This is a genomic window from Azospirillum himalayense (assembly GCF_042657465.1).
Classification (GTDB): Bacteria; Pseudomonadota; Alphaproteobacteria; order Azospirillales; family Azospirillaceae; genus Azospirillum; species Azospirillum himalayense.
This window is the reverse complement of sequence record NZ_JBHSLC010000044.1, coordinates 1-18,853: the sequence shown is the minus strand read 5'-3', so window position 1 is coordinate 18,853 and position 18,853 is coordinate 1. Positions and strand designations below refer to the sequence as shown.

The 18,853-nt window shown below is 68.2% G+C and carries 14 protein-coding genes; 6 read left to right on the top strand and 8 right to left on the bottom strand.

Translation table 11 applies throughout. The features are described from left to right. Positions 1 to 481 precede the first annotated feature (481 nt). Positions 482 to 1,042: a DUF1003 domain-containing protein gene (locus ACFPMG_RS20550; protein WP_376997032.1), complete on the top strand. Its 561-nt coding sequence runs from the start codon at positions 482 to 484 to the stop codon at positions 1,040 to 1,042. Between the two features lie 131 nt (positions 1,043 to 1,173). Here ACFPMG_RS20550 and ACFPMG_RS20545 read toward each other — a convergent pair whose 3' ends face one another. Genes ACFPMG_RS20545 through ACFPMG_RS20520 form a run of 6 tightly spaced genes read right to left on the bottom strand, consistent with a single transcriptional unit; the run spans position 1,174 to position 8,076 of the window. Next, complete coding sequence (locus ACFPMG_RS20545; RefSeq protein WP_376997031.1) at positions 1,174 to 2,271, bottom strand: CgeB family protein; 1,098 nt, start codon at positions 2,269 to 2,271, stop codon at positions 1,174 to 1,176. Next, the gene (locus ACFPMG_RS20540) at positions 2,268 to 3,362 is read right to left on the bottom strand and encodes a CgeB family protein (protein ID WP_376997029.1); all 1,095 of its coding nucleotides are present in this window, start codon (positions 3,360 to 3,362) and stop codon (positions 2,268 to 2,270) included. Before ACFPMG_RS20540 ends, ACFPMG_RS20545 begins: the two co-directional genes overlap by 4 nt. Beyond that, positions 3,359 to 4,483 (bottom strand): CgeB family protein, encoded by a 1,125-nt coding sequence (locus ACFPMG_RS20535; RefSeq protein ID WP_376997027.1) that lies wholly within the window; start codon positions 4,481 to 4,483, stop codon positions 3,359 to 3,361. The genes ACFPMG_RS20540 and ACFPMG_RS20535 overlap by 4 nt, the downstream gene beginning before the upstream one ends. After that, the gene (locus tag ACFPMG_RS20530) at positions 4,480 to 5,574 is read right to left on the bottom strand and encodes a glycosyltransferase family 4 protein (protein WP_376997026.1); all 1,095 of its coding nucleotides are present in this window, start codon (positions 5,572 to 5,574) and stop codon (positions 4,480 to 4,482) included. Before ACFPMG_RS20530 ends, ACFPMG_RS20535 begins: the two co-directional genes overlap by 4 nt. A 44-nt stretch (positions 5,575 to 5,618) precedes the next feature. Continuing rightward, positions 5,619 to 6,929, bottom strand: a complete 1,311-nt coding sequence (locus ACFPMG_RS20525) for a TIGR04295 family B12-binding domain-containing radical SAM protein (protein ID WP_376997024.1) — start codon at positions 6,927 to 6,929, stop codon at positions 5,619 to 5,621. A gap of 34 nt (positions 6,930 to 6,963) precedes the next feature. Next, the gene (locus ACFPMG_RS20520) at positions 6,964 to 8,076 is read right to left on the bottom strand and encodes an NAD-dependent epimerase/dehydratase family protein (protein ID WP_376997023.1); all 1,113 of its coding nucleotides are present in this window, start codon (positions 8,074 to 8,076) and stop codon (positions 6,964 to 6,966) included. A gap of 429 nt (positions 8,077 to 8,505) precedes the next feature. Between ACFPMG_RS20520 and ACFPMG_RS20515 the strand changes: the two genes are divergently transcribed. From ACFPMG_RS20515 to ACFPMG_RS20495, 5 genes are read left to right on the top strand one after another with little or no spacing between them, the layout of a single operon-like run. Further along, positions 8,506 to 9,492 carry an inositol-3-phosphate synthase gene (locus ACFPMG_RS20515; RefSeq protein WP_376997021.1) on the top strand — a complete coding sequence of 329 codons (987 nt, stop codon included), beginning with the start codon at positions 8,506 to 8,508 and terminating at the stop codon, positions 9,490 to 9,492. Positions 9,493 to 9,500: 8 nt separating this feature from the next. Beyond that, complete coding sequence (locus ACFPMG_RS20510; RefSeq protein WP_376997019.1) at positions 9,501 to 10,097, top strand: histidine phosphatase family protein; 597 nt, start codon at positions 9,501 to 9,503, stop codon at positions 10,095 to 10,097. After that, positions 10,094 to 10,939, top strand: a complete 846-nt coding sequence (locus tag ACFPMG_RS20505; protein WP_376997017.1) for a TIGR04290 family methyltransferase — start codon at positions 10,094 to 10,096, stop codon at positions 10,937 to 10,939. Before ACFPMG_RS20510 ends, ACFPMG_RS20505 begins: the two co-directional genes overlap by 4 nt. Beyond that, positions 10,936 to 11,862: a beta-xylosidase gene (locus tag ACFPMG_RS20500; protein WP_376997015.1), complete on the top strand. Its 927-nt coding sequence runs from the start codon at positions 10,936 to 10,938 to the stop codon at positions 11,860 to 11,862. The genes ACFPMG_RS20505 and ACFPMG_RS20500 overlap by 4 nt, the downstream gene beginning before the upstream one ends. 44 nt (positions 11,863 to 11,906) lie before the next feature. Then, positions 11,907 to 13,649, top strand: a complete 1,743-nt coding sequence (locus tag ACFPMG_RS20495; protein WP_376997013.1) for a hypothetical protein — start codon at positions 11,907 to 11,909, stop codon at positions 13,647 to 13,649. 101 nt (positions 13,650 to 13,750) lie between these two features. Here the strand turns inward: ACFPMG_RS20495 and ACFPMG_RS20490 are convergent, their stop codons facing one another. Both ACFPMG_RS20490 and ACFPMG_RS20485 read right to left on the bottom strand, forming a co-directional pair. Continuing rightward, the gene (locus tag ACFPMG_RS20490) at positions 13,751 to 14,833 is read right to left on the bottom strand and encodes a potassium channel family protein (RefSeq protein ID WP_376997012.1); all 1,083 of its coding nucleotides are present in this window, start codon (positions 14,831 to 14,833) and stop codon (positions 13,751 to 13,753) included. 91 nt (positions 14,834 to 14,924) lie between these two features. Further along, positions 14,925 to 18,014 carry a DEAD/DEAH box helicase gene (locus tag ACFPMG_RS20485; RefSeq protein WP_376997010.1) on the bottom strand — a complete coding sequence of 1,030 codons (3,090 nt, stop codon included), beginning with the start codon at positions 18,012 to 18,014 and terminating at the stop codon, positions 14,925 to 14,927. Between the last annotated feature and the right edge of the window lie 839 nt (positions 18,015 to 18,853).

The window sequence follows — 18,853 nt, the reverse complement described above, 5'->3', positions numbered from 1 at the left end:
CTCCCAAGGAACCAGGCGGGGCGTTTCTCGCCACCCCGGCGGCGCAAAATATCCTGCCGCCGGGGTGGCGAGAAACGCCCCGCCTGCTGTTGACGCCGGAAAAGGGGGAATAGGTTCGGACGTGGGAACGGTCGCTCGTGAGAAAAAGGGGCAGCCTCCGCCCGATGTTGTCGTGAGCGAGTTCCGGTTTGCCGGATGGACGACCGGGCTGCAAGTCATTGCCGCGGTCCGTCGATCGGCGGTTCCGGTCACCGGCACCCTGTCGCTGCACGGTCCCATTTCCCGGAGGATCTGAAACCGCCCCATGCCAAAGCCACCACCTCCCGGCGGCCGGGGGCGATTTCGAAAGCGCCATCGAGCGCAGCCTGTTGGCCGACCGCAACCCCAGTCCTGAAAGAGGAACGAGGCGAAGACGGTTCACTTAAGCAAGGTAGACGCCATGAACGCACAACCGTCCCAGCATGGAGGAGATCGCGTGGAGATGTCCGCAAGTCCACCAACCTACCCGCCGCCATCCCCCGGCTTGAGCGCCGTGCTCGAACGGAACATCCAGGTGCTGCACCAGCGCAGGGAACGGGAGGAGGTCGAGGCAACCGCGGAGGAGCGGATTGCCGACGCGATCACCCGCTTCACCGGCAGCATGACGTTCGTGTATTTGCATTTGGCCTTCTTCGGTTTCTGGATCATCGCCAACCTGGGGTGGGTGCCCGGCGTTCCGCGCTGGGATCCCTCCTTCGTCGTCCTGGCGATGATCGCGTCCGTGGAGGCCATCTTTCTGTCCACCTTCGTGCTGATCAGCCAGAATCGGATGTCCGAGGTCGCCAGCAAGCGGGCCGATCTTGATCTGCAAATCAGCCTGTTGGCGGAGCACGAGATCACCAAGCTGACGGCCCTGGTGTCGTCCATCGCCGATCACATGGGGGTGAAGACGGACGTTGACTCCGATCTGGACGTCATCAAGCAGGATGTCGCCCCCGAAGCGGTGCTTGACCAGATCGAGGCCAAGAAGTCTTCGAAGAAGCCCGCGAACCGGGAGCAGTGATGGCCTGTTTGCTCCGCCTTAAGGCGGATTTCAATCCGCTTTGGACCGCGACTGCGGTCCCGGCCGCCAGTGCGGCCGAAGCCCGGCCGGCAAATGAGGCCGTATGAATCTAAAGCGAATGGAAATTCGCTTTAGTGGAAGGGCAGTACCGCATTGGTGCCGCGGCCGGTCCTTCGCATCGCGCATTTCAGTTCCCGTTCCAACGTGTCCGCGCGATGCGCGGCGGTGTGGTGTTCCAGGATTCGCCGCCGGGCCCTTGCGCCCATCGCTTGGCGGGTGTTTTCGTCCAGTTGGTGAAGGGCGTGCAGAACGTCTCCCGACGTATGGGCGAGGATGATCTCGCGGTTTGGCTCCAGCAGCGCGTCCAGGCCGTCCCAACAGTCGGAGATGATCGGAGTGGCGCAGGCGGCGGCTTCGAACAGCCGGACGCTGGGGCTGTGGCCGGCGCGGATCATGTCCTCGCGCGTCACGCTCAAGGTGAAGCGGCTGGCCGCATAGAAGGCAGGATGCTCGGCTGGAGGAACATGATGCCGACGTTCGACATTCCCGGGCCAGGCGATCCCGTCGGGGTATTGCGGACCGGCGACGACGAAGCGCAGCGACGGCGCACGCCGGGCCGGCTCCAGCAGCAACCGCTCCAGCGTCGGTTGCCGGTCGGGGCTGTAGGTGCCGAGATAGCTCAGATCCCAGCGCTTGGGCGTGGGCAGAGGCACGTAGGTGTCGGCATCCACGGAGCAATGAAGCGCGCGCGCCGCCGGAGAGCCGTAGCGGGACTCCAGCCGCTCCAGCGTCGGCCCGCCCGTGAAGGAGAAATACACGTCATAGCCGGGAATGAGGGCAGGGGAGAGATACTCCTCGTCGCCGCGCTCCAGCTTCGCCAGGGTCACCGGCGTGTCGATGTCGTAGAAGGCGACGATCCCCTGCGCGATCCCCTGCACCCAACGACCGACGGCGACGCCGTCGGGCACGTAGGAACCGACGAGCACCGCGTCGGCCTTCTCGACCGTTCGGGCCCACCGCCGCAGGTCGGCAAGGTCCTCGTAGAAGGCCAGCCGGCAATAGCCGGGATCGGCGAGGTCGCGATTCTGCGCGTACCAGGGAACGTCGCGCTCCAGGAACAGGATGTCATGGCCGCGTGCGGCGAACGCCTTGAGAAGAGCGCGGAAGGTGGTGGCGTGGCCGTTGCCCCAGGAAGAGGACAGGCTCAGCCCCAGGACGACGAGCTTCACGCCGCGCTCCTTTCCCGCAGCGCCGCCAGGGTGTCGCGCAGCAGCAGGTCCACCTCCGCGCCGCGGCGGGTGTAGGTGTGTTCCGCAAGGGTGCGCCGCCGCGCGGCATCGCCGATGGCGCGGGCGCGGGCCGGGGTGAGGGCGCGCAGATGATCGGTCACGTCCTGGCCGTCGCGGGCGACCAGGATCTCCTCGTCCGGGGTGAGGAACAGCTCGACCCCCTCCCAGGCGTCGGTGATCAGGCAGGCCGCCGCTCCGGCAGCCTCGAACACCCGTGTGGCGGGCGAGAAGCCGACCTCGGCCATGCTGTCGCGGGCGATGTTCAGAACCGCCAGCGCCGAGCTGTTGAAGGCGTTGTGGTCGGCGGTGCCGACATGGCCGATGTGGGTGACGTTGCCCGGCAGCCCCTTCGTCTCCCAGCCGCTGCCGCCGATGATGTAACCCCCCTGCGGGTTGCGCGCGGCTGGCTCCAGAAAGAAGCGCTCCACCCGCTCCTCGCGGTCGGGCAGTCGGTTGCCGAGAAAGTTGAGATCGGCGGCGAACCGCGGTTGGGTCTGAGCGGGGTGATGCGTCGCCGGGTCCAGCGCGTTGTAGATGGGGCGGCACAGGCGGGCGCCCATCGCCTCGTAGGCCGCGACCACCGGCGGACCGCCGCCGTAGGTCAGCACGGCGTCGATTTGAGGCAGCCGACGGCGCAGGGGATGGCCCGGCGCCTGCCGTAGTTCGGCCAGGGTGGCGGGAGCGTCGACGTCCCAATAGACACGCAAAGCGTGGGGACCGGCGGCATCCATCACGCCGTCGAGCAACGCGTCGTCGAAGACGCCGACGCCGTTCGCCTTCACCACCACGTCGGCCTCGGCGGCGCGGGCGATCACGCTGCGGCAGGCCTCGGCGGTGGCCTCATACACCACGACGCTGGCCCAGCCGGGCGGCTCGATGTCCCGGTGCTTCTGGCGGTCGAAGGCGTCCGGTTCGTAGAAGGTGACGTCCCAGCCCCGCTTGGCGAGTTCGCTCAGCATGCCGCGATAGTAGGTGGCGGCGCCGTTCCAGTAGGAGGAAAGCAGGCTCGAACCGTAGAAGGCCATCTTCATCGGACAGGCTCCAGCATGGAAGAGGGGGTGGGCGTGCCAGCCAGAGCGGCGACGATGGCGAGCAGCTCATTGGCGCGGTGGGCGCAGGTGTGGCGGGCGCGGATCGTTTCCAAGCCGTTGCGGACCAACGCCGCGCGGAGGTCGGCGTCGCCGTCCACGGCGCGCAGGTGGGCGGTCATATGGGCCCCGTCGCGGGCGACCAGGAAATCCGTTCCCGGCCGGAACAGACCTTCGCAATCGCTCCACGGCGCGCTGACCAGCGGGATGCCGCAGGCCAGTGCCTCGAACACACGGATGGTCGGGATGCCTGGCAGGGATTCGACGTAGAAACGGCGCGGCACATGGACGGTGACCCGATGGCGGGCGAAGATCGCGGGCGCGCGGACGTTGGGCAGCCAGCCCTTGTAGGCGATGCCGTGCCGCTTCAGCGTCGCCAGGGCTTCGGCGGGGTAGCGCACGCCATAGACGTCCAGAGGCAGACCCGCGGCGCGGGCGGGAGCGAACAGAAAGCTGCCCAGCTCCTTCGTCCGCTCGTCATCACCCCAATTGCCGATCCACACCGCTCCGCTGCGCCGTTCCTCCCCGGGCAGCGGGTGGAACAGCCGGACGTCGGCGGCTTCGTGCCAGACGAAGACCCGATCCTCCCAGCCCCAGCGCCGGTACACGGCGGCGAGAGTTTCGCCGAAGGCCAGGACGCCGTCGTAGCCGGACAGATCGAAGGCGGAGATGGCCTCCGGATCGCTGACCGCGCGATGGTGCGTGTCGTGGAACAGCAGAAAAAAGCGACCGCCCTGCACCCGCGCCCGCCCCACCGCCGCGACCAGAGCCGGGTCGTTCCATTCATGGACGATGACCAGATCGGCCCCATCGCACAGCGCTGCCGCGTCGGCGTCGGCCGTGAAGGTCAGCGAGGTCAGCTCCGGATAGGCGGTCCGGTAGGGCGCCAGCCCCGCTTCGCCATGATCGGCCAGCAGGTTCCGCAGGCTCCACGCGCCATCCGGTTCAAGGACGCGGACCTCATGGCCGAGGATGATCAGCTCCCGCAGGACGCCGCGCAGGAAATGGGCGTTGCCGTGGTTCCAGCAGGACGCCAGCGAATGGGTGAAATAGACGATCTTCACGCGACGGCCTCCTTGCGGGAGGGGGTGGAGGCGTGACGCGCCAGGACGCTGCGGTAGAGACTGCGCATGCCGGAGGCCATCGGCTCCATGCCGTATTGCCCGGCCTTGAGCCGTGCCGCATCGCCCAGGCGCCCGGTCTCCCCCGGATCGCCCAGCAGGCGGCGGAGCGTGGCGGCGAGGGCTGCGCTGTCCCTTGGTTCCACGAAGAGTGCGGCGCCGTCCCACAGCTCGCGGAAGGTCGCGATGTCCGACAGCACCAGCGCGCAGCCGGCCTGCGCGGCTTCAAGCACCGTCAGGCCGAACGGCTCGTAGAGCGCGGCGGAAGCGAAGACCGGTGCCCGCGCCAGCCACGCCGCGACCGACGCCGCATCCAGGCGCCCGAGCGCCGCCGCGTGACGCAGGGTCCGGCGATTCCCGCCCGGACCCTCCAGCGAGCCGGCGGCGACCACCGGCACCGTCAGCAGCGCCGCCGCCGCGTCCAGCGTTGCGACGTTCTTTCCATCGTCCCACAAGCGTCCGGCGGTGAAGACGAAACGTTCCCGTCCGCCCGGCCCACCGCCTGGAGGAGGACGGCGTCCGTTGCGCACCACCACCGGTGGCGGCAGACCGTAGGCGGCGGCGGTGGCCTGCGCGAAGGCGGCGCTCGGCGCCGCCAGCGCATCGCAGGCCCGGTAGCCCCGCGCCAGAACCTCGATCCGCCAGAGAAAGTCGCCCGGCAGGGCGCCGCCGCGCAGGGTGGCCCACCACGTCGCCAGACAGGAATGGCAGACCCCCACGACCGGAACCGTGAATCCGGCGTCGGCCGCCAGTGCCGGGCTGTTGAGGTGGACGAGATCCACCTCCAACCGCCGAGCGAGCGCTGCCAGCGCTTCGGCGCCGCGCCGGATCGCGGCCGGGTCCTCCGCCATCCAGTCCAGCGGGAGGCCGGTGTCGATCAGTTCCAGGCCGGGGATGGCGCGCGCCGCCGCGGTCTGGTCATCCTGCGGTGACGGCCCAAGCACCGCCAGCGTAACGCGCAGGCCGCCTGCCGCCAGTTCCTGCGCGAGGTCGAGCGCGTAGGTCCACACTCCGCCCACGCTGTCCGCCGTCATCAACAGATGCGCGGGGGCTGGATGCGCGGGGGCTGCCGGGGGCGTCACCGGCAACCGCATGCGGCCTCCAGCTCAAGCAAAGGCAGGGGCTGTTCCTCCTGAATGTCGCTCAGTCGCGCGAATTGGCGCAGGTAGTGCTCGTGCGCCCTTTCCCACGCCCGGTCGTCCGGTTCGCCCCACAGGCGGCGGTAATCGGGCGAGGCGGGGTAGGGGTAGAGCGGCACCGGATCGTTGGCCCAGACGCCGGCACCGTGCAGCCTCTCCCGCCATCGCGCGACGAGCCCGGCGTCGTCGCCGGCCATGGCGATCAGGTTGGCCTGGACGAAGGGCACGCTGCGCCGGGCGTGGATCAGGCGGTCGGCCAGTGCGTCGGTGCTCATGCGGCAGTTCTTGTCGAGCGCCGCGCGGCCCTCCTCGGTCAGGCTTTCCACCCCGGCCTCGATCGACACGCAGCCGGCGGCTCCCAGGAGATCCAGCAGATCGGGCTTCCACAGGTCGATGCGGGTCTGGATGCCGAACTCGACCGGCCGCTCCACCAGCGCTTCCAACAGGTCGCGGCGGGGCAGGAAGATCTCGTCGATGAAATAGACGTAGCGCACGCCGGCGGCGGTCAGCCGGTCGATCTCCTCCAGCACGATGGCGGTGCCGCGGCGGCGGTACTGATCGCGGAAGTCGATCTTGGCGCAGAAGGAACAGGTGTAGGGGCAGCCGCGCGACGCTTCGACCTCGGCCCCCGCACCGAGCGGTTCGGTGCCGTAGCGGTGGTGATGGTGGGGGTGGCGGTTCAGCCATTCGGCGGGCCACGACAGTGCCGGCAGATCGACGAAGCGACCAGCGTGCGGGCCGCCGGTGACGACGGTTCCGCCGCCGCCGCGGAAGGCCAGCGCCGGAACGCCGTCCAACCCCGGCTGGCCGGACTCCAACCGGTCGGCAAGCCGTCTCACGATCTCCTCGCATTCGCCCCGAACGACGACGTCCACGCCCAGCTTGTCCAGGGCTGCACCGGGGGTGGTCGATCCATGCGGACCCACCGCGACGGTCCGGCCGCCGCGTCCATCCAGCGCCAGCAGGAAATCACGGGGAACGCGCAGCTCCGGCGGGGCACAACGCCAGAACAGGTAGGTCGGCGCGGTCGTCACCACGGTCATGCCGGGCGCGAAGCCGGCGACCCGATCCGCCAGTTCGCCGTTCGACAGTCCCGTCAAAGGCCCGTCGAGCAGCAGGACCTCGTGTCCGGCCTGTTCCAGCAGCGCCTTGCCGTAGCCCAGTTCGAGGGGCAGATGCGGCTCGCGGCAGCCGAAATAAATGCTGTGCGCGAAGGTCCAGGCCGGATTGACCAACGCCACACGCATCATGTCGCCTCCAGCAAGGCCGGTCCGGACCGGCGGTTCATGCCACCAGCCCCCGCGCTTCGAGTTCGTTCCGGGCCTCGGCGACGCGGTCCCGCGCCTCCTGCCGGGCAACCCATTCGGCGAGTTCGGCCAGCCCACCGGCGAAATCCTGCCGCGGTTCGTAGTTCAAGATCGTCCGCGCCTTGCTCAGGTCGGGGATGTTGTGGCGGATGTCGCCGGCGCGGGCTTGGCCGGTGATCTCCGGCGTCAGGTCGGGTCGGCCCATCGAGGCGGCCTGGAGCCGCGCCACCTCCTCCACGGTGCGGTCCTCGCCGGACCCGATGTTGAAGACCCCGCCATTGGCGGCCAACTCGTCGAGCGCCAGCAGGACAGCGCGCGCCACGTCGCCGACATGCACGAAGTCGCGCCGCTGTTGGCCATCCTCGAAGATCATCGGCCGCTGACCGTTGGCGATGCGCGAGGCGAAGATCGCCAGCACCCCGGTGTAGGGGTTCGACAGCGCCTGCCCGGGGCCGTAGACGTTCCACAGCCGCAACGCCGCCCCTTCCATCCCGTATTGGGCGGTGAGCGTCAGGGTCAGCCGCTCCTGCACGTATTTGCCGATGGCGTAGACGGACCTCAGGGCCGGGCGCTTGCTCTCCGGCGTGGGGACGGGGATCAGCGGCCGTCCATCGGAATCCAGCGGGTCCCAGGAACCGTCCGGGTTGCGCGCGCCGCGCACCACGTCCTCCATCGGCGTGCCGTCGGCGGTCCGGTACAGCCCCTCGCCGTAGATGCTCATCGAGGAGGCGACCACCACCCGGCGGACCGGTCGGTCGATCAACCGCTGGAAGAGCACGGCCGTCCCATGGTCGTTCACCGAGGTGTAGCGGTCCACCGCGTACATGCTCTGGCCGACACCGACCTCGGCGGCGAGATGGATCACCGAATCCACTCCCTCCAGCGCCCGGCCGACCATGGCCTCGTCGCGTATGTCCCCGATCAGCAATTCGACGTCCGGGCCCAGTTCGTCGGGCCGCGTCCGGGTGGGATGGACCTGCGCGATCAGACTGTCGAGAACCCGAACCCGGTCGCCGCGGGCGAGAAGTGCCCTGGCGACGTGGCGGCCGATGAAACCGGCGCCACCGGTGACAAGAACGGATTCTCCCACGAGCCCCTCCGCTGATGGACGGTGATGTTCCTGGCGGCTATTATTGGTTGTGTTGGTTATGCATAAAGTTGTCGGCAATCGTCGCGATTGTTGTCTGCAAAGAAATACAGTTTTTCACTTACATGCGTGAGAAGCCGCTGTGTTCGCCTCGTGAAAAGAAGCGCGATCACATCAATGTTAACATCGCCGTTGGACTTTCGACACCTTACCCAAAAGGCGTGGTCAGATTGGACGATCTTCCAGCAATTATTTTTCCAAGATACAACTACCATTCCGGTCCATTAAGGAAGTTTTCGGGACGAGGAGAATTTCGTGACTGGGAAAAAGCTGCGGGTGGCGATCGCCGGTGTCGGAAATTGCGCTTCATCCTTCGTGCAAGGTGTAAGCTATTATGCCGATGCCCAAGCCAATGAGCCGCCGCCCGGGCTGATGACTCTCGATCTCGGTGGCTATCGGGTCGGCGACATCGAAATGTCCGCCGCCTTCGATGTGAGCGCCGCCAAGGTCGGGCGGGACTTGTCCGACGCCATCTTTGCCCCTCCGAACAACACCTGCCGCTTCTCGACCCCGTGTGCTTCGGGGGTACGGGTGGAGCGCGGTCCGACACTGGACGGCATCGGCCGCTATCTGGCCGGTGACATCGAGGAATCGGGGGAGGCGCCGGTTGCCATCGCCCAGTCCCTGCGCCGGTCGGGCACCGATATCCTGGTGTCCTATCTGCCGGTCGGTTCGCAGAGGGCCACGGAGTTCTATGCCGAGCAGGCGCTGGAGGCCGGCTGCGCCTTCGTCAACTGCATCCCGGTCTTCATCGCCTCCGACCCGGATTGGGCGACGCGGTTCGAACAACGCGGCCTGCCGGTCATCGGCGACGACATCAAGAGCCAGATGGGCGCCACCATCATCCACCGCACGCTGGCGAACCTGTTCCGCGAGCGCGGCGTCCGGCTCGACCACACCTATCAGCTGAACTTCGGCGGCAACGCCGACTTCAAGAACATGCTGGAACGCGAACGCCTGGAATCGAAGAAGATCTCGAAAACCCGCGCCGTCACCAGCCAACTGGACGTGCCGCTCGACGCGGACGACGTCCATATCGGGCCCAGCGATCATGTCCCTTGGCTGGCCGACCGGAAATGGGCGCACATCCGGCTGGAGGGCACCGCCTTCGGGGGTGTGCCCCTGAGCGTGGAACTGAAGCTGGAGGTCTGGGACAGCCCGAACTCCGCCGGCATCGTGATCGACGCGGTGCGCTGCGCCAAGCTGGCGCTGGACCGGAAGATGGCCGGGCCGCTGGTCGGACCGTCGAGCTACTTCATGAAATCGCCTCCCGAGCAGTTCACCGACCATGAAGCGCGCGAGCGCACGCTGCGCTTCATCGCCGGCGAGGCGGTGGACGGCCTGCGCTTCCGGGCGTGAGCGGCTGCGTGGAAACGATCCTGGTCCTGCTGCGTCACGCGTCGCACGACCGGCTGGGCGCCGTGTTGTGCGGACGCATGCCCGGCGTGACGCTCAGCGAGGCCGGCCGGCGCGAGGCCGAGGCGCTGGCCGGCATGTTGGCGTGTCACCGGTTCGCCGCCGTGCTGTCCAGCCCGTTGGAACGCGCCGTGGAAACGGCGGCCGCCATCGCCGCGTCACAGGCCTTGGCCGTGGAGGTGGAGGAGGATCTCAACGAGCTTGATCTCGGCGCCTGGGCCGGAATGCGCTTCGAGGACCTGCGCGGCGACCCGGCTTGGAATGTGTGGAACAGCGCGCGGTCGCACGCCCGCCCGCCTGGGGGCGAAACGATGCTGGAGGCTCAGGTCCGGACGGCGCGCTGCATCGAGCGGCTGCGCCGCCGGTACGCCGGCCGGACCGTCGCGCTGGTCAGCCACGCCGACGTCATCAAGGCGGCGCTGTCCCACGCCTTGGGGCTTTCCGTGGACTTCCACGCCCGGTTCGAGATCGCTCCGGCGTCCCGCAGCGTGCTGATCGCCGGGGAATGGGGCCTGAAGGTCCACAGCATCAACGAGGCGGCGGCATGACGAATCTGACGACCGACCAGATCCGCGCCCGGGTCGCCGCGCTGGGGGACTGGTTCCACAACATCGATCTCAACGGCGTCAGCACCGCCCCCGACCATTTCCTGCACGACTACCCGAACGTGAAGTGGCGGCGGTTCGCCCATGCGGTCCCGCAGGATCTGAGCGGCCTGACGGTGCTCGACATCGGCTGCAACGGCGGCTTCTACTCCATCGAGATGAAGCGGCGCGGCGCCGAGCGGGTGGTGGGAATCGACTTCGACGACCGTTATCTCGCACAGGCGCGCTTCGCCGCCGAAGTGACCCGCCAGGACATCGAGTTCCGCAAGCTGTCGGTTTACGACCTGGCGTTGCTGGGGGAGCGGTTTGACGTCGTCTTGTTCATGGGGGTGCTTTACCATCTGCGCCACCCGTTGCTGGCTCTCGACCTGATCCACGAGCATGCCGCCCGTGACCTGATGATCTTCCAATCCATGCAGCGCGGCTCCGAGACGGTCGAGCCGCTGAGCACCGATTACGACTTCCGCCAGCAGGACCATTTCAACGCGCCCGGCTATCCGAAGCTGCATTTCATCGAACACCAATATTCCGGGGACTGGACGAACTGGTGGGTCCCGAACGCCGCCTGCGCCGAAGCCATGCTGCGCAGCGCCGGCTTTCGGATCGTCGAGCACCCGGAGCAGGAGGTCTATGTCTGCCGCCGCGCTGCACGGCCGACGGAGGCGGGCGCCGTCTATCCCGCCCTGCCACCCACCACCGCACCACCCACCACCGCGCCACCCACCACCGCGCCATCCGCCGGAGGGGCACCGGCAAACCACGTCAGGACGGGAAGCCAGGGATGATCGAAGCCGCCAAGATCTGGAACGAGCCCAACAACAAGTCCCACTGGAATCCCGCTCTCGATCCGGAATGGGATCTGTTCGCCCGCATGACGATCCTGTCCGGACAGGCGATCCGGGCGGAGAACAGTGCGCTCACGCGCGTGTTGGGCGGCATCTCGCCCATCGATCCTTCCTTCATCCGCCGCCTGGGCGAGCGCGGCGCGCTGGACCATGTGGACGTGGTTGCGGTGCATGGCTTTCCGCTCGACTGGAATCTCTGGCAGATCCGGGAATGGCCGGACAAGATCGAGGAAATCCGCGCCGTCACCGGCAAGCCCATCTGGGTGACGGAGGCCGGCGTCTCGTCCTTCGGCGCCGAGGAGGTGCAGGCCTGGGGCGTCACCCGCACCGCGGAGCTGCTGATCGGCCGGGTTCCGCGCATTCACTGGTACAGCCTCTACGATCTGCCCAGCGCCTGGGAGGCGACGACGCGTCACAAGGAGGCGGAGGGGTCCTCCTACTACCGTCATTTCCATATGGGGCTGCTGCGGGCGGACGGCACGCCCAAGCCGGCGCTCGACGCCTACGCGCCTTATGCGGCCGAAATGGGGATTTGCCAATGGTTCCACTTCGAGGATCACCGGCTGGACGAGGCGGTGGCCTGGATGAAGCGGTTGGGCGTCCGGCACCTGCGCACCGGTCTGTCCTGGGCTGACAGCTTCCGGCCGAACGCGCTCGCCTGGTTCGACCGTCAGATGGAAGCGCTGGCCGATTTCGATGTCACCATAACTTTCTGCTTCACGCCGGAGCATCGCGGGATCGAACCGCACCACACCAGCCCGCCCCAGGTCGTCGAGGAATTCGCGGAATTCTGTGCCGCCATGGTCCGTCGCTACGCCAGCACCGCTCCGGCGGCGCCGCTCCCCCTGCTGGCGATGGAATAGGAGGCAGTAGACCAAGTCACCTAGCCACGCGGAGCGGTTGAACCATGCTGGTTTACGGCGATCGCGACCGTGTCGAGGACCCACGCGTCGTCGTGGCGCGGATCGCCGCCGCCCATCGTACCGCCGCCGCCAAGCCTGACGGGCTGATCCGTCATGCCCTGCTGGTGTCCCTGTTCATCGAGGCGGCGGAGCTTGCGCAGGGCCTCGCCGATGAGGAATTCGTGGCGCTGGGGGAGGACGATTGCACTCCGTGCCGCAACGCGGCGATGGCGGTCGTGATGGAACTGGCCCGCTCCGTCGCCTGGTCCTGGCGCGGCGAGCCGCAGCCGGGCGCTTGCGCGCTGACGGCTGAGCTGGAGACGTTGTCGGCGCAACCCTTGCCCGAAACCGTGCGGATACGCCGACCCGAAGGCTATGCCTTCTATGGTCTCTATCCGGAAGCCTATCTGGAGGCTGCGGCCCGGCTTCCGCCAATCATGTCCGCTCCTGTTGTCGTGATTGGCCTGCGCAGCATCGGAACCGGGCTGGCGGCGATGGCGGCGGTCGCGCTGGATGCCGCGCCTCCGGTCACCCTGCGTCCGGTCGGTCATCCGTTCCAGCGCGCCGTCCGCGTGTCGGCTCGTCTGCGGGCTGCCCTGCTGGCCGACGCGGGCGCGTCCTATGTGATCGTCGATGAAGGGCCGGGGCTGTCCGGCAGTTCGTTCGGCGCCGTCGCCGATTGGTTGGAGGCGGCGGGCGTGCCGTCCCGGCGGGTTGCGTTCCTTCCAAGCCATGGCGGCGATCCGGGACCGCGCTCATCCGACCGGCACCGCCGCCGCTGGGCCGAGGCGGTGCGCCCGGTGGTTGGCTTCGATGAACTGACACACGCCGTGCATGGCCCGGTGCCGCCGTTGGAGCGCTGGTTCGAGGACACGCTCGGCCCTGCGGTCGCACCGTTGCGTGATCTGTCGGGCGGCGCATGGCGGACGGCATCAGCGGATTCGGTGGCGGACGGGCTGCCGGTCCATGCGCAGCAGGAGCGCCGCAAGTTCCTGTTGCGCACCGCCTCCGGCTCCTGGCTTCTGAAGTTCGCCGGCCTCGGACGCCTGGGCGAGACCAAGCTGGGCCGGGCCCAGGCGTTGCATCAGGCGGGTTTCGCGACGGAACCCATGGCACTCCGTCATGGCTTCCTGGCAGAGAGGTGGTTGGACGGCGCGCAACCGCCATCCACCATGTCTCTGGAGCGCGTTGCCGACTATCTCCTGTTCCGCGCCCAACGCTTTCCGGCGGAGCGTGACACGGGCGCCAGCCTTCCGGACCTGCTGGAGATGGCGCGCGTGAACATCGGTGAGGCGCTGGGCGCCGCCGCGACCGTCTCCTTGGATCGCTGGACGCCCGACATCCTGAGGGATATGAGCGCCGGGGTCCGGCGGGTGATCACCGACAACCGCCTTCACATCTGGGAGTGGCTGCGCACCACCGATGGCCGGTTGCTGAAGACCGACTCGCTCGATCACGCCGACGCGCATGACCTGATCGGCTGCCAGGACATCGCTTGGGACGTGGCGGGGGCCATGGTCGAATTCGGCCTTTCGGTGGTGGAAGCCGATCGGCTGTGCGGCGCAGTGGGCGCTTCAAAGCGGCTGGTGGCCGTCCATCTCCCCTGCTATCTCGCCTTCCAGATCGGCTATTGGTCATTCGCCTCCTCCGATGCGGGAGCGGCGTCCATGCGCCGCTTCTACGAGGAGGCTTGGAAACGGCAAGCGGGCCGTGGTGGGCGCTCCCCACCTCCCGCCGGCACCCCATAACCACCGCTTCGAGCGTCACTGTCGGACCTGGCGCGTTCCTGGCAACCGTGGAACTCGTGCACAGCCGATCCGGGCAGCGCCTTCGAAAACCGACAGCGTCCTTATTGGCCTTCTGCCGTCTCGTCACCGTGCGCCGGACTGATCACAAGCAGCAGGTCTCCGGGCCGGATGATATGGCGGTGACGTTCCGTGAAGGGAATGGTGCGGCCATTGCTGTGGATCTGCACGACCACGCCGGCGGTCGCCTCCGCCATGGTCTTGCCGATTTCGTCCTGGGCCGCCGGGCGCTCCGTCAGCACCATTTGGCCACCCACCGACATCAGGTCGCACAGGAAGGGTGTCGCATGGCTGGTTTCCACGGCATCGGCCATGAGATAGCCACCGATCCGGGGCGGCGACACCACCAGGTCGGCGCCGCTCAGCTTGGCCAGCTTGATGTTCTCCTCCTGCTTGATGTTGCCCACGATTTTGGTGCCGGCGGACAGATGGCGGACGGTCAGGATCACCAGAATGGTGGTGTCGTCCCGGCCCGAGCTGACGATCACCGCCTTGGCGCTTCCCACGCAGGCACGGGTCAGCATCTCTTCGCTGGTGGCATCGCCGAGCAACCCGATGAACCCTGCCTCGGCCGCCAGCCGGATGCGTTCCTCCGATTGGTCGATCACGACGATCCGTTCGCCCGGATGTCCCTTGGCGACCGTTTCCTGTGCGGCGATGAGTCCGCTGTGCCCGAAGCCGCACAGCACGATATGCCCCTGCAGATGCTTCTGAATTCGGCTCATTCGGAAATCCTCGATGATCCGCTGCACAACGAATTCGTAGGCGGTGCCCAGGAAGATGAACCAGATGAAGATGCGGATGGGCGTGACCGCGAAGGCATCGATCAGCCGCGCGGTGTCGCTGACCGGGACGATGTCGCCGTAACCGACGGTGGTGACGGTGATCATCGCGAAGTAGAGGATGTCGGGGAAGCTGACATGGCCGTCGATCTGGTCCTTCAGCCCGTCGCGATCGAACCAGAACACCGCGATGACCAGGGTGATCAGGACGACGACGAGCCCGACACGAACGGCGAGCGTCTGTTCCGCCGACATCCCGGAGCGGACATGAAGAACCCGGCCCCGCCGGGGCGCAGACTTGATCCGCCACGTCTCGTTGCCATTCCGCTCGCCAAGCTTCGGCATGGGCCATCCATCGTATCAGACACTCCCGGCCATCATAACGGGGATCGCCGCGTGTCGCTCCACAAGGTGGCCATGTGGAGCGACTGTCCGCTCAGGCCGTGCCGACAGGCGGAAGCTGATCGAGCACGGCGCGCGCATTGTGCAGGATCTCCGACGGTCCGTCGGCGCTCAGCGCAAAGACGAGGCGGTCGTCTGTCCGGCGCACCTGCCCGGTCCCGAGACGCTCCAGCGCCGCTTCGCGCACGGCCCGGCAGGGCGTGTCGCTCAGGGTCAGCGATACACCCGAGGGTCCCGCGGCCAGGGTGGCGACGCCCAGCCGCCGGCAGCGCGCGCGAAGCGCAGCGACCGCCAGCAACAGCTCGACCTCCTCCGGCAGCGGTCCGAAGCGGTCCTCGATCTCTTCGCGCAATGGCTCGGCCGCCGCTTCGTCGCGCAGACGCGAGAGGCGGCGGTGCAGGCCGATGCGCAACTCCTCCTCCGGAAGGTAGGCGGCGGGAATGGTCTGCGGCACGCCGAGGCGCAGTTCGGGGGATTCGTCCATCTCGGCGCCGGCCAGCGCGCGGGCCAGCAGATGCTGGTACAGCTCGGTTCCGACCAAGCGCAGATGGCCGCTCTGATCGGTTCCCAGCAGGTCGCCCGCCCCGCGCTGGTCGAGATCGAGCACACTGAGGGCGAAGCCGCCACCCAGGCTTTCGATCGCCTCAAGCGAGCCCAGCCGCCGCTCGGTACGCTCGCCGAGCGGTGTGTCCGGATCGGTCAGCAGATAGGCGTAGGCCTGCGCTCCCCCGCGCCCGACCCGGCCGCGGAGCTGATGGAGCTGCCCGAGCCCGAACAGGTCGGGGCGGCGGATCACGATGGTGTTGGCACGGGGAATGTCGATGCCGGTCTCGATGATGGGGGTTGAAACCAGCACGTCGACCGTTCCTTCCGCCACATCGAACATGACCTGATCAAGTTCGGCAACGGGGAGACGGCCATGCGCGACGGCGACCGACAGGCCGGGGGCGAGCGCGCGCACCTCGGCCTCCAGCGCCGGCAGGTCGGCGATCCGCGGGGCCACGCAGAAGCTCTGTCCGCCCCGCGCTTTTTCGCGCATCAAGGCGGACCGGAGAACCGAAGGGTCATGGGGGGTGACCCGCGTGCGCACCGGGCGGCGCCGCACCGGTGGGGTATCGATGACGCTGACTCCCCGCAGTCCCGCCAGCGCCCCCTGCAGCGTCCGCGGAACCGGCGTGGCGCTGAGCGCCAGACAGTGGACGCCGGCCGAAAGCCGGGCCAACGCCCGCTTCTGCACGGTGCCGAAGCGCTGCTCCTCGTCGACGACGACCAGCGCCAAGTCGGCGAAGCGCACCGTCTTCGACAAGAGGGCATGGGTGCCGACCGCGATCGCCACCGATCCGTCGGCGAGGCCGTCGCGCACGGCTTTTGCGGCCGACGCCGCCATGCCGCCGGTCAACGGCTCGATGCGCAGGCCCAAACCGGCCAGCCGTCGTCGGAACACCTCCAGGTGCTGGCGGGCGAGCACGCTGGTCGGGGCAAGAACGGCAACCTGCCGGCCGGTGAAGGCGACCGCCGCCGCGGCGCGCAACGCCACTTCGGTCTTGCCGTAGCCGACGTCGGCGCAGACCAGATGGTCCATGGGGCGCCCGCCGGCGAGTTCGGCCATCACGGCGGTGATGGCGCGCCGCTGGCCTGCGGTCTCCTCGTAGGGGAAGCGGGCGGCCACGCGCCGCATCGGTCCGGCCGGCGGTGCGATCACGGGGGCCTTCTTGCGAGCCCGGCGCTCGGCTTGGCGGACGAGGCTTTTCGCGGTTCGGCCGATCTCGCGCTCCAACTCCGCACGGCGGGTGATCCAATTTCCGCCCTTGAGCCCATCGAGGGCCACCCGGGCGTCGCTGCTGCCGTAGCGCCACACGCGGTCGAGGTCGGCCGTCGGCACCAGGAGCCGATTCTCGCGGGCATACTCCATCACCAGAACGTCTTCCGGCTGGCCTCCGGCCTCGACCGTTTCAAGCCCGCGCACCGCACCGATCCCGTAGTCGAGATGGACCGCAAGATCGTCGCACGACAGGTCGGCGGGTGCCAGCGGGGCGACCGGGCCGGACCCGCCTTCCGGACGGGGGCGCTGGGCGAGAACCGTCACGCCGTCGAACGTGAATCCCGCGGCGACCCGAAGCACCAGGATTGCCGGCGTCACGGGAGGCCCGTCCACCGGCCACCGGTCGAGCACCGGCACCGGCCGGCCGGTCGCCGCCGCCACCCGCTCCGCCATCCTGGCCGCGTCGGCGGCGTTCGCGGCGGCGATGATCACGGATTCGCCCGCGGCAATCCTCTCCCCGGCGAGACGGGGGAGGGTGCGTTCGGACACCGCCGGCGCCTCGCTGGACGAGCCTTGCCCGTCTGGCTCCAGGGTCAGAACCGTGCGTCCCCGCAACCCTGTCTCCCAGGCGTTGCGGTCGAGGTGCATGGCGGATGCGTCGGCTTCCTCCAGGTCGTCGAACCGCTCCTCCAGCCGGTCTCCAACCCCTTCGTCAATGATGACCGGACTGTCGGCGAGAAGCTCGAGCACGCTCGGCAAGCGGTCGTAGGCCAGGGGCAGCAGGCGCTCGAAAGCGTAGGGACGCCGTCCGGCGGCGAGGTCCTCCGCGAGCCCTGCGGCTGTCGGGTCTCTGCGACTCTCCAGCCCTTGGATCAACCGTGCGACGATCTCCGGTGCCGCCGGGATTTCGGTCACCGGATGAACGGTGATCCGGTCGCGGTCGCCCGTCGAGCGCTGGCTTGCCGGATCAAAGGTCCGTATCCGTGCGACCCGGCCATCGGCGATGTCGCAGCGGACGGGACGGTCGGCGTCGCCCGGAAAGATCTCCACGACGGAACCGCGGAATGCGGCCTCCCCTGGTTCGTCGATCCGCTCGTCGAGGATGTAGCCGCCGGCGATCAGGCGCTTCCGCCAAGTCTCCTCGTCATAGAGCGTGCCCGTCCCAATGACCAACGCGACGTCAGGCCAGGCGTCGGGAGGCGGAAGACGCTGCAATGCCGCCTCGGCGGTCGCCAGAACCAGCCGCCCGGAGTCCTTGGCTGAATGGGACAAGGCGGCGATGGCAGCGGCGCGTTGCCCGAGCACAGCCCGCGATGGCTGGTCCCGCTCGCCAAGGGGAACGTCCCAACCTGGAACAAGCACGACATCAAGGTCCGGCGCGGCGTCCCGGATCGCCCTGGCGAGCCGGACAGCCCGGGTGTCGCTGCGGGTCACGACCAATGGCGCCGCCTGTGAACAGGCGGCGCATCTGGCAAGCTCAATTGCCAGTGCGCCTTCGGCCGGGGCGGCGCAGGTCATTGACCGGTCCAAGCGGAAAGCGGTGCGGTCGAATTGCATCAAAGATGCAGAATCAGGCATGGCACAGTGCGTCAGGGGAAACAGGGTCGGTTGGCTCTTAACAGCCGGACGCCCATTCATTCCCAACAGAGTGGGCAATTTCGTCGGAGGTTCCGTACGAAAGGGGCCGGCGGACGTCTTTCCGCTCAAGCCGCCGTTTCAGCCCCATGAGGGGAACCTTCGCTTCCTGTCCGGCTTCATGACCGAACTGTCCCAACCTGTGGACCGGCGCCCCGCCTACTCGGTGATTTGGCGGATCACGCGGCAGGGCTGGGTAATACGGGAGCGGCCCCACCCGGCGAGACTATCGTCATGACCGGCGGGCCGCCAACCGCTGCCGTGGCCATGCCCCCGCCACGTCATCGCACACCCGGTTCACCGCCAGCCGGACGCGCCGTACCATCCTCCTCCCCAGGTTTGCGACGGTCTCTGCTGGCGATGCTCCCGGTCCATCGCCAGCTCCCGTTTTTCGCACCGACGCTGTGAAGATACTCGCCCTGCCGAGCCGGAGCGCGGATCATGGCCCAGTTCGGGATCCAAACGGTGCTAACAGGACGCGGAAAAAGGTCTGTTGCCTGCCGGCCTGTCGTGATTCTCTACGGTCGTGGAGAATGCAGCCAGCGAGGGGGCGATGCGGGGCTCGG